At 64.5% G+C, this 13,934-nt stretch carries 13 protein-coding genes; 7 read left to right on the forward strand and 6 right to left on the reverse strand.

Annotation, left to right across the window (positions count from 1 at the left end; translation table 11 throughout):
• Positions 1 to 7: 7 nt before the first annotated feature.
• Together OC450_RS23395 and OC450_RS23400 are read right to left on the reverse strand one after the other, a co-directional pair.
• Positions 8 to 757 carry a F0F1 ATP synthase subunit A gene (locus OC450_RS23395; protein WP_211381037.1) on the reverse strand — a complete coding sequence of 250 codons (750 nt, stop codon included), beginning with the start codon at positions 755 to 757 and terminating at the stop codon, positions 8 to 10.
• 110 nt (positions 758 to 867) lie between these two features.
• Positions 868 to 1,242, reverse strand: coding sequence for an AtpZ/AtpI family protein (locus OC450_RS23400; protein ID WP_211381038.1), 375 nt, complete (start codon positions 1,240 to 1,242; stop codon positions 868 to 870).
• A gap of 360 nt (positions 1,243 to 1,602) precedes the next feature.
• On the opposite strand from OC450_RS23400, the gene OC450_RS23405 reads away from it, so the two are divergent.
• Together OC450_RS23405 and OC450_RS23410 are read left to right on the forward strand one after the other, a co-directional pair.
• Positions 1,603 to 2,124, forward strand: coding sequence for a hypothetical protein (locus OC450_RS23405; RefSeq protein ID WP_211381040.1), 522 nt, complete (start codon positions 1,603 to 1,605; stop codon positions 2,122 to 2,124).
• An 8-nt stretch (positions 2,125 to 2,132) separates the two neighbouring features.
• Positions 2,133 to 2,606: a secondary thiamine-phosphate synthase enzyme YjbQ gene (locus tag OC450_RS23410; RefSeq protein WP_211381041.1), complete on the forward strand. Its 474-nt coding sequence runs from the start codon at positions 2,133 to 2,135 to the stop codon at positions 2,604 to 2,606.
• A gap of 128 nt (positions 2,607 to 2,734) precedes the next feature.
• On the opposite strand, the gene OC450_RS23415 is transcribed toward OC450_RS23410, so the two are convergent.
• On the reverse strand, positions 2,735 to 4,360 hold the full coding sequence (locus OC450_RS23415; RefSeq protein ID WP_211382367.1) for an MFS transporter: 1,626 nt from the start codon (positions 4,358 to 4,360) through the stop codon (positions 2,735 to 2,737).
• Between the two features lie 341 nt (positions 4,361 to 4,701).
• On the opposite strand from OC450_RS23415, the gene OC450_RS23420 reads away from it, so the two are divergent.
• Together OC450_RS23420 and OC450_RS34450 are read left to right on the forward strand one after the other, a co-directional pair.
• A complete protein-coding gene (locus OC450_RS23420) occupies positions 4,702 to 5,373 on the forward strand; it encodes a response regulator (RefSeq protein ID WP_211381042.1) in 672 nt (223 codons plus the stop codon).
• 194 nt (positions 5,374 to 5,567) lie between these two features.
• A complete protein-coding gene (locus tag OC450_RS34450) occupies positions 5,568 to 5,945 on the forward strand; it encodes a VOC family protein (RefSeq protein ID WP_349643079.1) in 378 nt (125 codons plus the stop codon).
• Here the strand turns inward: OC450_RS34450 and OC450_RS23425 are convergent.
• A complete protein-coding gene (locus OC450_RS23425; protein ID WP_249128782.1) occupies positions 5,939 to 6,535 on the reverse strand; it encodes a transcriptional regulator in 597 nt (198 codons plus the stop codon). The genes OC450_RS34450 and OC450_RS23425 overlap by 7 nt on opposite strands.
• Positions 6,536 to 6,732: 197 nt before the next feature.
• Here OC450_RS23425 and OC450_RS23430 point away from each other — a divergent pair, with 197 nt between their 5' ends.
• The 3 genes from OC450_RS23430 (at position 6,733) to OC450_RS23440 (ending at position 8,838) form a co-directional block, all read left to right on the forward strand.
• Positions 6,733 to 7,152 (forward strand): organic hydroperoxide resistance protein, encoded by a 420-nt coding sequence (locus tag OC450_RS23430; protein WP_211381043.1) that lies wholly within the window; start codon positions 6,733 to 6,735, stop codon positions 7,150 to 7,152.
• 33 nt (positions 7,153 to 7,185) lie between these two features.
• The gene (locus OC450_RS23435; protein ID WP_211381044.1) at positions 7,186 to 8,217 is read left to right on the forward strand and encodes an alpha/beta fold hydrolase; all 1,032 of its coding nucleotides are present in this window, start codon (positions 7,186 to 7,188) and stop codon (positions 8,215 to 8,217) included.
• Between the two features lie 117 nt (positions 8,218 to 8,334).
• The gene (locus OC450_RS23440; protein ID WP_262048837.1) at positions 8,335 to 8,838 is read left to right on the forward strand and encodes a cytochrome P460 family protein; all 504 of its coding nucleotides are present in this window, start codon (positions 8,335 to 8,337) and stop codon (positions 8,836 to 8,838) included.
• A gap of 10 nt (positions 8,839 to 8,848) precedes the next feature.
• On the opposite strand, the gene OC450_RS23445 is transcribed toward OC450_RS23440, so the two are convergent.
• Both OC450_RS23445 and hemA read right to left on the reverse strand, forming a co-directional pair.
• Positions 8,849 to 12,358, reverse strand: coding sequence for a PAS domain-containing hybrid sensor histidine kinase/response regulator (locus tag OC450_RS23445; RefSeq protein WP_262048762.1), 3,510 nt, complete (start codon positions 12,356 to 12,358; stop codon positions 8,849 to 8,851).
• 157 nt (positions 12,359 to 12,515) lie between these two features.
• Positions 12,516 to 13,745 (reverse strand): 5-aminolevulinate synthase, encoded by a 1,230-nt coding sequence (gene hemA / locus OC450_RS23450; RefSeq protein ID WP_262048763.1) that lies wholly within the window; start codon positions 13,743 to 13,745, stop codon positions 12,516 to 12,518.
• Positions 13,746 to 13,934: the final 189 nt, after the last annotated feature.

Here is a 13,934-nt window from a genome sequence, read left to right on the forward strand (position 1 = left end):
GGACTGCTCAGTGTCCCGGATGAATGGCGTCGTTGAGGTAGATGCAGGTCAGGATCGCGAACACATAGGCCTGCAGGAACGCGACCAGAATCTCGAGAGCGTACAGCGCGACCGTGAGCGCCAGCGGCAGCACGCCGCCGACCCAGCCGAGCGCGCCGAGCGAGAAGCCGAGCATGGCCACGAAGCCCGCGAACACCTTCAGCGCGATGTGGCCGGCCAGCATGTTGGCGAACAGACGGACGCTGTGGGAGACCGGCCGCAGGAAGAACGACAGGATCTCGATGAACATCACCAGCGGCAGGATGTAGCCGGGGACGCCGTGGGGCACGAAGATCGAGAAGAATTTCAGGCCGTTCTTGGCAACGCCGTAGATCAGGACCGTGAAGAAGACCAGGAGCGCCAGGGCTGCCGTCACGATCAGATGGCTCGAGATCGTGAAAGTGTAGGGGATGATGCCGACCAGGTTCGAGACGCAGATGAACATGAACAGCGAGAAGATCAGCGGGAAGAACTTCATGCCTTCCGAGCCGGCCGTCGAGCGGATGGTCGAGGCGACGAACTCGTAGGAGATCTCGGCGACCGACTGCAGGCGCCCGGGAACCAGCTGCGTGCCGCTGGCGAGCATCAGGATCGAGATGATCGCGACCGCCACCAGCATGTAGAGCGACGAATTGGTGAAGGCGATCGTTTGATTGCCGATATGGCCCAGGGTGAAGAGAGGCTCGATGTTGAACTGGTGGATCGGGTCGATTTTCATCAGCGCGGCATCTCTTGGTCTGCCGGGCAATGCCGGCGGGTCTCGGTCTGCCGGCCGGGCCGGCCCGTACCGGCGATGCCGGCACGATCATTCCTCTCCGTGCGGATCGCTTAAGAACCACCGCGCCTGTTTTGACCCGCGCCCGCCGTTCTCACCACATTCACCACGCCGGCCACGAAGCCCAGCAGCAGGAACACGATAAATCCGAAAGGCGACGTCGACAGCAAGCGGTCGAACCCCCAGCCAATCCCCGCTCCGACAACGACACCGGCGACCAACTCGGAGGATAACCGGAAACCAAGCGCCATAGCCGAAGCTCTGGCCGCTCTGTCTTCGCCGTCACCTGCGGGTTGCTCGGTCTTGACGTGGCGGCCGCGAAATTCGGACAACCGCTGGTCAAGATTTCCGAGCCGTTCGGAAAGCGCAGCTTCCTCGGACGATCTATCGCGATCTCCATTCTCGCCGTGCCCCGTGCCCTGTGCCATGCAACGAAGACCCGAAACGACGCGGCTGAATGGAAATTACGCCCGCCACCCTCAAAAGCCGCGCGGACCATACTGATGGCCCATAATCAAGTCAAGCCAAGTCACGATTGTGTCGATTTCAATTATGTATCTGATTTATTTGACGATATTGGCGTGCACGGCGGCGCTGTACACGGCGTGACGCCGCACCGCAGCAGCTCTCCGCATGATCGGCGAATGCCATCGCCATTTCGCCCTGCTGCCGGGATCAAAGCGGCCGCCGCGATCGTTCATGTCAGGTGGGGGTTTTGGGCGGCAGATCGTCTCGCCGGGGTGTAGAATCTGCCGGAATGCCACCTGCGCGTCGTGGCGGAGAGCGCGATGAGACCTGCGAATTCATCCACAACTTCATGGCTTGCGGCGGCGGCGTTCGTCGCGGCAATGACCATCAGCGGCGGCCTCGGTGCCGCGCAACCGGCCCCCGACAGCGAAAACGGTCGCTTCAGCATGACTCCCATCCCCGAGGGCGTGCTGCGGCTCGACACGCGCACCGGCACGGTCTCGACCTGTACCAGGAACGGCGCCGGCTGGGCCTGCTACGCGGTGCCCGACGAACGTTCTGCGCTGGACGCCGAGATCGGCAGGCTCCAGGCCGAAGTCGAGAAGTTGAAGGGACAGCTCGCGGCCGGCCCGACCGTATCAGGCAAGATCGACGAGGCGTTGCCCAAATCGGATCCGCTCAAGAAGACGGAGCCGAAGGTTGCGGAGGGCGATCGCAAGATCGAGATTCCGCTGCCGAGCGACCAGGACGTCGATCGCGTGATGTCGTTCCTGGAAAAGGCCTGGCGCCGGCTGATCGACATGGCCAACCGGGTGCAGAAGGACGTGTCGGGCAGGATTTGAGAGTTTGAATGACAACTGAGAAAAGCCTCACACGTTCGGCGCCATCGTCAGTGCAGGCCACTACCATCGCATCGTCGCTGCTGACCGTGCAGACGCCAGGGCGCGGCTTCACCGATCTCACCGCTGAAGCCGCGAAATTCGTCGCCGAGGCCCGCGCGCGCGACGGCGCGCTGACGCTCTTCGTCCGCCATACCTCGGCGTCGTTGACGATCCAGGAGAACGCCGACCCCTCGGTGCTCGTCGACCTCACCACGGCGCTGTCCCGGCTCGCGCCGGAGAACGCCGGATGGACGCATGATACCGAGGGACCCGACGACATGCCGGCGCATGTCAAGACGATGCTGACGGGGGCGTCGCTGCAGGTGCCCGTCCTGAACGGCAAGCTCGCGCTCGGCACCTGGCAGGCGATCTATCTGATCGAGCACCGCAAGCGTCCGCACCGGCGCGAGGTCGTGCTCCAATTCATCGGCAGCAATCAGTAGAGCGTTTTCGAGCGAAGTGGATACCGGTTCGCGTGAAGAAAACGCGTCAAAACAAAGAATCCGGAGCTCAAAACAAAACCGGCCGCGAAAGACCGCGGCCGGTTCGTGTTGTCGATCGGTGCTGTCGATCAGGTCGACTTGATGTCGACGTCCTTGGTCTCGGGCAGGAAGAACAAGCCGATCACGACGGTAATCGAGGCGAAGATGACCGGATACCAGAGGCCTGCATAGATATCGCCGGTCGAGGCCACGATGGCGAAGGCGGTCGCAGGCAAGAGGCCACCGAACCAGCCGTTGCCGATGTGGTAGGGCAGCGACATCGAGGTGTAGCGGATACGGGTCGGGAACAGTTCGACCAGCATGGCGGCGATCGGGCCGTACACCATGGTGACGAAGATCACCAGGATGAACAGCAGCCCGATGACCGCCGCGACCTGCGGACGGAAGATGTCGAACGGATGCGCCATCTTCACGATGCCGGCGTCGCCCGTCTTCGGATAGCCGGCCTCCTGCACGGCGGCGAGAACCGCCGCGTTACCGTCCTTGGCGTTGGCGTAGGCAATTTCCTTGCCGTTGACCATCACCTTCACGCCGGAGCCTGCCGGGCCAGGCGTGGTTGAGTACTTGACCGACGACTGGGACAGATAGGCACGTGCGGTATCGCAAGGTGCAGAGAAGACGCGGGTGCCGACCGGATTGAACAGGTCGCCGCAGCCTTTGGGATCGGCCACCACCTCGACCTTGGTCTGCTCGATGGCCTTTTCCAGCGCCGGGTTGGCGTTGGTGGTGATCATCTTGAAGATCGGGAAGAAGGTCAGCGCCGCGATCAGGCAGCCGCCGAGGATGATCGGCTTGCGGCCGATCTTGTCGGAGAGCATGCCGAACACGATGAAGAAGCCGGTGCCGAACAGCAGCGACCAGGCGATCAGGAGGTTGGCGGTGTAGCCGTCGACCTTCAGGATCGATTGCAGGAAGAACAGCGCATAGAACTGGCCGGTGTACCAGACCACGCCCTGGCCCATCACGCCGCCGAGCAGCGCGAGCAGCACGAGCTTGCCGTTCTGCCAGTTGCCGAAAGCTTCCGTCAGCGGGGCCTTCGAGCTCTTGCCCTCGTCCTTCATCTTCTGGAAGATCGGCGATTCATTCAGCCGCAGCCGGATCCAGACCGAGACGCCGAGCAGCAGCACCGAGACCAGGAACGGAATGCGCCAGCCCCAGGCGGCGAATTCGGGCTCGCCGAGGGCGGAGCGCGTGAACAGGATCACCAGCAGCGACAGGAACAGGCCGAGCGTCGCGGTGGTCTGGATGAAGGAAGTGTAGTAGCCGCGCTTGCCGTTCGGCGCGTGCTCCGCGACGTAGGTCGCCGCCCCGCCATATTCACCGCCGAGCGCCAGGCCCTGGGCAAGGCGCAACGCGATCAGGATGATCGGGGCCGCGATGCCGATCGTTGCCGCGTTGGGCAGCAGGCCGACGATGAAGGTCGACAGACCCATGATCAGGATGGTGACGAGGAAGGTGTATTTGCGGCCGACGATGTCGCCGACGCGGCCGAACACGATCGCGCCGAACGGACGCACCAGGAAGCCCGCGGCGAACGCCAGCAGCGCGAAGATGTCGCGGGTGGCCGGCGGGTAGGCCGAGAAGAACTGCGCGCCGATGATGCCGGCCAGCGAACCGTAGAGGTAGAAATCATACCACTCGAAGACGGTACCAAGCGAGGAGGCGAGAATGACGAATCGTTCGTCCTTCGTCATCCCTCCGGCGCGGGCTTGAGATACAGCCATTGTCGACATGTTGAGTCGCTCCCCGAAAATCGTTTCCTCGCGCCCCGGATGTCCGGCCATGCCAGATCAACCCAGGTCTTGCCCGCAAGGTAACATTGCCGTGAAACCCGCCCCAATACGACTTTCGGCCTTTCGCACTGACGCGCAGCTGAACGTGCGGTATCGGGGGCCGGTCTGATGCGCGATGGCTCGGGATTAACCCCTTTGCAGCAAAGGGATAATGTGCACTTGCATGCCACGGCCGCTCAGGGAAGAATTGAGCTGCCCCCAGCGTTGACTCGCCGCCCGGCGCGAACGACAGCAAGAGAACGATGAGCGCTCCTTCCACACATCTCGTCATTGCCGATGACCATCCTCTGTTCCGCGACGCGCTGCGGCAGGCGGTGGCGGGAGTCCTGACCTCGGCCAGGATCGACGAGGCCGGATCGTTCGAGGATCTGACCGGGCTTTTGGAACAGACCTCCGACGTCGACCTGATCCTGCTCGACCTCTCGATGCCCGGGATCTCCGGCTTTTCCGGCCTGATCTATCTGCGCGCACAATATCCGGCGATCCCGGTGGTGATCGTCTCGGCCTCCGACGACAGCGCCACGATCCGTCGCTCGCTCGATTTCGGGGCTTCGGGCTTCATTCCGAAGCGTTTCGGCGTCGAGACGCTGCGCGACGCCATCCTCAAGGTGATGGAGGGCGACGTCTGGGTTCCCGCCGACACCGACCTGTCGGCCGCCGCCGACCCGGACATGACAAAGCTGCGCGACCGCCTGGTGACGCTGACGCCGCAGCAGGTCCGGGTCCTGATGATGCTGTCGGAGGGGCTGCTCAACAAGCAGATCGCCTATGAGCTCGGCGTCTCCGAGGCCACCATCAAGGCGCATGTCTCGGCCATCCTGCAGAAGCTCGGCGTCGAGAGTCGTACACAGGCGGTGATCGCCGCCGCGAAGATCGCGGGCGGTCAATGGAAGCAGGGCACCCCGACGGGGTAGGGCGTTCACCTTCCAAAGTTGCGGATCTCCGATGCCGAGGGCAGAGCGGAATGATTTCGCTCGTTCGAAATATGAACAGTTTCGCTCGGAGCGATCATCTGGCTGTCCCAATGCGAACTTCAACCTTAAAGGTGACAAATTTCGGACCTTGAGAAGAGCGGACGAGACCTGTTGCATTGAGTCGGAGTGCATGAATGGGCCCTTCCGGATCTTTGATCGCGATCCTCCCGTGTAATGACCTTGATGCGTCGGAGCGGTTCTACAATCGATTGGGCTTCACGCGCCCGGAGAGCCAAAGGCCTGCTCCGGGAGAACCCGACACATATCGCATGCTGTCGAACTCAAAAGGCGGATATCTGCATTTGACGGACGCAGTCGAGGGATGGCTAATACCGGGCAGAAATCCTTTCGGGCTTTATCTCTACCTTGAGAGTGTTGACGCTGCGGCGCGCGAATTTCGGCAATCACCCGAAGACAAGCCGTGGGGGATGTACGAATTTGCCATGTCGGATCCAGATGAAACATTGGTCCGTGTCGGGTGGCCAACCCGTCTCCGCGCCGCAGCTCAATAATTCGTCCGCAGTGGCCCAATCCCGAAGTTGGACGATAAGCGGATGGATTGAGCCGAGCCCCGCGCGATCGCCACGGCGACCGCGGTTTTGCCGACGCCGCCGGGGCCGGTGATCGTGACGAACCGTGAGGTGATCAGCCTGTCCGAGACGGCGGCGATCGCGTCGTCGCGGCCGACCATCCGATGCAGCCGGTTCGGCAGTTTCACGGGCGGCAATTCCGTTTGCGCAACGGGGCGCCGCTCCGCCGGGATTTCCACCTGCGAAATGGGCGCCACGAAGCAATAGCCGCGGCCGGAGAGTGTGGTGATGTAGCGTGCGCCGTCCTTGCCGTCGCCGAGCGCCTTGCGAAGCGCTGCGACGTGAAAGCGCAGATTGGTGTCTTCGACGGTCAGGCCGGGCCACACCAGCGCCATCAGATCCCACTTGCCGACGACCTCGTTCGGCCGCGACATCAGCGCGATCAGGGTATCGAAGGCTTTTGCGCCGAGTTGGAGCGCGACGCCGTCGCGCGTCACGAGCCTTTCATGCGGCGTCACGGTGAATGGCCCGGACGATAATGTTCCCGTTGCGGTGCCGGCCGGCTCGGTCATGGCGAAAACTCGGTCCTTTGACAGGACCGGATAGCCAGATGATCGCGATCGGCAAGGCCGTCGCTGCATCGGCATCAGACCGCGGACGCAGCCCTCGTTAGGCCCTGCAAACCTGGTCCTCACAACTTCTCACAAGTCCAAACGGGTGTGCTGCGCCAGCCGCTGCTAGTCAGTTGCGCGACGGCAAGGAGACCTCCATGACGCAAGCGGCACAATTGCCTTACACGGCCAGGACCCACACCAGCGGCGCGCGACACGACGGCATGTCGCGCAGTTCCGACGGTCGCCTCGACGTCAAGCTGTCGCCGCCGGGCGTCGTAGGCATCGGCACCAATCCCGAGCAATTGTTCGCGGCCGGCTGGTCGGCCTGCTTCGAAGGCGCGATCGAAATCGCGGCCCGCAAGCGGAAGATCGAGCTTCCCAGGAGATGCGCGATCGATGCCGAGATCGATCTCGTGCTCGATCGCGGCGCTTATTCGCTCAGCGCACGCCTCGATGTCAGCCTTCCCGGTCTCGATCGCGAGATCGCGCGCGGTCTCGTCGATGAGGCGCACCAGGCTTGTCCCTATTCCAAGGCCGTCCGCGGCAACATCGACGTCACGGTCGCGCTGATCTGACGTACCACCACCAACCATCAACGAGGTAGCACCATGAAACGGATCATTAATCAGCACCGGCGCCGGTTTTTCGGCGTCGCCGCGGGAACCGTCGCCGCCGGGCTCGGCGTGATCGGCCTCGCTCGCGCGGAATCGGAAGCGCCGCGCGCGTCGGCAACGAATGCGTCGTTTGGCGCGATCAAGCAGATCGATGCCGGCGTCCTCAACGTCGGCTACGCCGAGGCGGGTCCTGCGAACGGTCCCGTCGCGATCCTGCTGCACGGCTGGCCTTACGACATCCATGCCTTCGTCGACGTCGCGCCGATTCTGGCAAAGGCCGGTTATCGCGTCATCATCCCTTATCTGCGCGGCTACGGCTCGACGCATTTCCTGTCCGGCGAGACGCCGCGCAACGGCGAGCCGGCGGCAATGGCTTCCGACATCATCGCGCTGATGGACAAGCTCGACATCAGGAAGGCGGTCGTTGCCGGTTTTGACTGGGGCGCGCGCACCGCGGACATCATCGCCGCGCTGTGGCCCGATCGCTGCCGCGCGCTGGTGTCGGTCAGCGGTTATCTGATCTCCAGCCAGGCCGCAGGCAACGCGCCGCTGCCGCCGCATGCCGAGCTGCAATGGTGGTACCAGTTCTATTTCGCCACCGAGCGCGGCCGGGCCGGCTACGAGAAGTACACGCATGATTTCGCCAAGCTGATCTGGAAGCTCGCCTCGCCGCAGTGGAAGTTCGACGACGCGACTTTCGACCGCAGCGCGGCGGCGCTGGACAACAAGGATCATGTCGCGATCACGATCCATAATTACCGCTGGCGGCTCGGGCTCGCCCAGGGCGAAGCGAAGTACGAGGACCTCGAAAAGAAGCTCGCGGCAGCTCCCGTCATCGACGTGCCGACCATCACGATGGAGGGCGATGCCAATGGCGCGCCGCATCCCGACCCGAGCGCCTATGCGAAGAAGTTCTCCGGCCGGTACGACTATCGCCTGATCACCGGCGGCATCGGCCATAATCTGCCACAGGAAGCACCGCAGGCCTTTGCCAAGGCCGTCATCGACGCCGACGGCGGCGCCTGAGGATTTGTTCGACAGCTCGGTCCGGAACGGGCCGGACCGAGCCCTCGCATGCGACCGTACTTCGATGAAACGAAGACCATGAAATCCGAGACGACCAAATTTCCAACCTATCCGACGATGATCGTGCTGGCGGTGCTGCTCCTCGTCGTTGTCCTGACCTGCGTGCCGTATCTGGTCACGATCGCTTTCGCGGAGGACACGGCGGCTGCTTCGCCGATCTTCGGCGTCACGGTCCCGCCAGGCTACAGGCAGTGGGAATTGATCGCGCCGGCCGAGGAGGCGGCCCCCTTGGACGAGCTGCGCGCCGTCGTCGGCAACCAGATCGCGATCGATGCCTATCAGGCCGGAAGACTTCCGTTTCCGGACGGCACCATTCTGGTCAAACGTGCCTGGAAGCGGAAGCAGTCACCCGAGTTTGCGTCCGCGACGATTCCCGGCGCCGCCACCACCGTCCAGGTGATGGTCAAGGATTCGAAGAAATATGCCGCCACCGGCGGCTGGGGCTTTGGCCGTTTCGTCAACGGCAGGCCGGTCGACGAGGCCCAGCACCGCACCTGCTTCGCCTGCCACGAAGCCCGCGCCAAGGGCCGCGACTACGTGTTTACGAGGCTTGCGCCTTGAGTGCGGAGGTTCATTCCGCCGCCACCATCTGCTGCGTGCGCCACTGGCCGAGCAGGGCGCGGAGCGAAGCCGGCTTCACCGGCTTGTTGAGCACCGCGACCTTTTCATCCCGCGCGGCCATTTGCACGGCGGGGCTGCGGTCGGCGGTGATCAGGATGGCGGGGATGCCGTCGCCGAAGCGGCGGCGGATGTCGCGGATCGCTGCGATGCCGTTGCCGCGGTCGAGGTGATAGTCGACCAGCAGGCCGGTGACGCGGCGGCCGGCAGTTTCGATCGCGGCGATCGCGCCTTCAGGGTCGGCCACCGCAATCACCTCGGCGTCCCAGGCCTTCAGCAGCGTGCGCATGCCGTCGAGAATCGCCGCGTCGTTCTCGATGCAGACAATGAGGGCGCCGGCGATCGGCGTGCGCGCCAGCGGCGTCGCGCTGGTCACGGCGGCGGTGTGGGTGATCGCCTTCGCCGTCGGCACGGTCGCCGAAAACACCGAGCCGCCGCCGACGTTAGAGTCGATGGCGATGCCGTGGTCGAGCACGCGCGCCAGCCGTTCGACGATCGAGAGGCCGAGCCCGAGGCCTCGCGCGATCCGCGCGCCCTGCTCGAGGCGGTGGAATTCCTTGAAGATCTCGTTGCGCTTGGCCGGGGGGATGCCGACGCCGGTATCGTACACGCAGATCTTGAGCGAGGCACCGCGGCGGCGACAGCCGACCAGCACGCGGCCGCGCGGGGTGTATTTGATCGCGTTGGAGATCAGGTTCTGGAGCAGGCGCCGCAGCAGGAGCCGATCCGACTCGACCGGCAGCGAGCACGGCACGAAGACCAGCTCCAGGTTCTTGGCGCGTGCGATCGGCGCGAACTCGATCTCCAGCGAGCGCATCAGATCGGCCATCTTGAAGCTCGAGATCGAGGTCGCCATCGCGCCGGCGTCGAGCCTGGAGATGTCGAGCAGCGCGCCGAGAATCTCCTCGATCGCCTGGAGCGATTCGTCGATGTTCTCGACCAGCCGCGTCTCCTCGCCGCTGTGCTGGCGCTCGACCAGGCTGGTGACGTAGAGCCGCGCCGCGTTGAGCGGCTGCAGAATGTCGTGGCTGGCGGCGGCGAGGAAGCGCGTCTTGGAGATGCTGGCATCTTCCGCGGCGCTCTTGGCCAGCGCCAGCTCGGAATTCAACCGGGTCAATTCCTCGGTGCGGTCGCGCACCCGCTTTTCCAGCGTCGCATTGGCGCGCTCCAGCGCCTCGGCCGCCTCGAACGTGGGCGTGACGTCGGTGAAGGTGATGACGAAGCCGCCGCCGGGCATGCGGTTGGTCAAAATCTCGATCACCATGTGGCGGTCGGGCAGACGCTCGAGATAAGGCTCGCTGTCGGTGGTGTAAGCCGCGAGCCGTTGCTCCAGCATGGCCTCGCGCTGGAGCGGATCGGCCGGCTCGCTCACACCCATGAATTCCAGGATTTCACGGAGCGGCGTACCGAACTGGATGAAATGCGGGGGAACGTTGAGCAGGTCGCCGAACTGCCGGTTGGAGCAGATCAGTTGCAGATCGGCATCGAACACCGCGATGCCCTGGCGCACATGGTTGAGCGCGGTCTGGAGGATCTCGCGGTTGAAATGCAGCGCCGCATGGGAATCGTCGAGCAGTTTCAGCGCGGCCTTGGCCGACACGGTCCGCTTGCGCAGCAGCAGCGACATCACCAGTCGCGAGGAAGCCGCGCCGATCGAGGAGGCGATCAGGTGCTCGGCGTGCTGCAGCAGCTCGAAATCGGCGGGCGCCCCGGGCTCCAGCCGCACATTGCGCCGCGCGGAGAACGCCTCGAACGAATGCCGCGCGCGGTCGGGCCCGAGATATTGCGCAACGGTGGTCTGGATGTCCTGCACCGTGACGGTGGTGCGCCAGCGGCGGAAATTCGGCGAGATCGGCGCCAGCGTGTTGGGCACGAACAGATCGGCCTGCACCAATTCGATGGAGGACGGCCGGCGTGCCAGCGATAGCAGCACATAGGTCAGGATGTTGAGCGACAGCGACCAGATGACGCCGTGCATCAGCGGCGGCAGGTCGGCGCCGAACAGCGCCTGCGGCCGCAGCGCCTCGATCCCGAACGGACCGTGCAGCAGCAGCAGGATGCCCGTCGTCGAGGTATCCATGAAGCTCGGCACGAACAGCGTGTAGAGCCACACCACGAAGCCGACCAGCATGCCGCCGATGGCGCCGCGCGCGGTCGCGCGCCGCCACAGCAGCCCGCCGAAGAAGCTTGGTGCCAGCTGGGCGATGGCGGCAAAGGAGAGCAGGCCGATCGCCGCGAGCTGGGTGTTGCCGAGGGCGCGGTAATAGAAGTAGGCCATCACCATGATGGCGAAGATCGCGAGCCGCCGCGAGCGCAGCAGGAAGTCGCTGAAATCGGCGCCGCCGGTGCGTCCCTCCGGCCGCCGTTGCAGCACCAGCGGCACCACGAGGTCGTTCGAGACCATGATGGAGAGCGCGACGCATTCGACGATCACCATCGCGGTCGCCGCCGACAGGCCGCCGACGAAGACGGCAACGCTGAGCAGGTTCGCGCCGCCCTCCATCGGCAGCGCCAGCACGTACATGTCCGGATCGGCGGCGCCGAACGGGAAGCTGACGAGGCCGGCGAGCGCGATCGGAATCACGAACAGATTGATGGCGACGAGATAGAGCGGGAACAGCCAGCGCGCGCGGCCGACCTCGGCGTCCGAGGAATTCTCCACCACGCTGACGTGGAACTGGCGCGGCAGCAGCATGATCGCGCAAAGCGACAGGAGCGTCATGGTCAGGAAGTTGCCGATCGACGGCGAATAGTTGATGACGCGAACCGCCTCCGGGGTCTTCATCGCGCGCTCGATCAGCTCGTGCGGCGAGAACATCCAGAAGGTGACGAAGATGCCGGCGGTGAGGAAGGCGACCAGCTTGATGATGGATTCGGTCGCCACCGCGAGCATCAGGCCGTGCTGATGCTCGGTGGCGTCGGTCTGCCGCGTGCCGAACAGCACGGCGAAGGCCGCCATCGCCAGCGTCACCATCAGCGCCATGTCGCCGAGGATCGGGATGTGGGAGAAGGCCTGGTCCTCGCTCAGGATGGTTTCGAGCGAGGAGGCGACCGCCTTGAGCTGGAGCGCGATGTAGGGCACCGAGCCGATGATCGCGATCAGCGCCACGGTGGCCGCCACCGCCTGGCTCTTGCCGTAGCGCGCGCCGATGAAGTCGGCGATCGAGGTGATGTTGTGGGCTTTGGCGAGCTGGATCACCCGGCGCAGCACGCCGGCCCCGAGCCCGATCATCAGGATCGGGCCGACATAGATCGCGAGGAAGTCGGTCGAAGTGCGGGTGGCAAAGCCGACCGAGCCGAAGAAGGTCCAGGAGGTGCAGTAGATCGCCAGCGACAGCGGATAGATCAGCCCCGGCGCGCGGCCGCGCCCGGCCGGCGAGCGGCGGTCGCCATGGCTCGCCACCAGGAACAGAAAGCCGATATAGCCGAAAGCGGCGGCGATCACGCCCCAGTCGTGCAGCATGGCGAGCGTGCTTCTCCCAGGGCGCAAACGCGCCCGCTCTCATTTTCTCTGCAAATCTAGCGCGTTGGGCGGGTGGAGGCGACAGCGAAATGCCCCGTCGGGGCAGGAACCGGGGTTGTCGTTAAGGTGAAAACCCCAACGCCAGGACGACCCAGAGCTACTCCGCCGCCATCGACTTCTCGCGGAGCGGCAGGCCGAGGCGGTCCCACACCTGCAGCAGCGCTTCGGCGAGCTGATCGATCAGGCCGTCGTCGTGGTAGGGCGAGGGCGTGATGCGCAGACGTTCGCTGCCCTTGGCGACAGTCGGATAGTTGATCGGCTGGATGTAGATGCCGTGCTGCTCGAGCAGCAGGTCGGAGGCCTGCTTGCACTTCTCGGCATCGCCGATGAACAGCGGGACGATGTGGGTGTCGCTCGACATCACCGGCAGACCGGCGGCGTTGAGGATCGCCTTGACCCGGGCGGCGCGGTCCTGGTGGCGCTCGCGCTCCCAGTTCGAGGTCTTCAGATGCTTGATCGCGGCGGTCGCGGCCGAGCAGATCGCCGGCGGCAGCGCGGTGGTGAAGATGAAGCCCGGCGCGTAGGAGCGCACGGCGTCGATGATCTGGCCGTTGGCGGCGATGTAGCCGCCGAGGCAGCCGAATGCTTTCGCCAGCGTGCCTTCGAGAATGTCGATGCGGTGCATCACGCCGTCGCGCTCGGCGATGCCGCCGCCGCGCGGGCCGTACATGCCGACCGCATGGACCTCGTCGACATAGGTCATCGCACCATACTTCTCGGCGAGGTCGCAGATCTTCGCGAGCGGGGCGACGTCGCCGTCCATGGAATAAAGGCTCTCGCAGGCGATCAGCTTCGGCCGGCTCGGGCCGGCGGCCTTCAACTTCTCCTCGAGATCGGCGAGATCGTTGTGGCGGAATACGACGCGCTCGCAGCCGGACTGGCGGATGCCCTCGATCATGGAATTGTGGTTGAGCTCGTCCGACAGGATCAGGCAGTTCGGGATCAGCTTTGCGATGGTCGCGATGCCGGTCTGGTTCGAGACGTAGCCGGACGTGAAGAGCAGCGAGGCTTCCTTGCCGTGGAGATCGGCGAGTTCGGCCTCGAGCTGCACCAGCGGATGATGCGTGCCGGCGATGTTGCGAGTGCCGCCGGCGCCGGTGCCGACGCGCGTCGCGGTCTCGACCATGGCGCCGACCACCTTCGGGTGCTGGCCCATGCCGAGGTAATCGTTGGAGCACCAGATCACGACGTCGCGCTTGCCCTTGGGCGAGTGCCAGAGCGCATGCGGGAACCGGCCGGCGATGCGTTCGAGATCGGCGAACACGCGGTAGCGCCGCTCGGTGTGGAGACGATCGAGGGCGGAATTGAAGAACTGGGCGTAATCCATCGGCAAAACCTGCAACGGAACCTGACCAAGGGGCGGCATCTTCTTAGAGCTTTTCCAGCTCTAATGTCTATGCGCTACCCCACACTTGGCGCTGTGGGGCATTTGGGCAAAATGCCCTATCGGCCAAAGAGCGATTTGATTCCGATCAAGGCGCTCACGGCTATTTGTATGTTGCTGTGCGGCAGGCCG

This window comes from Bradyrhizobium sp. Bra78 (assembly GCF_024519855.1).
Classification (GTDB): Bacteria; Pseudomonadota; Alphaproteobacteria; order Rhizobiales; family Xanthobacteraceae; genus Bradyrhizobium; species Bradyrhizobium japonicum_G.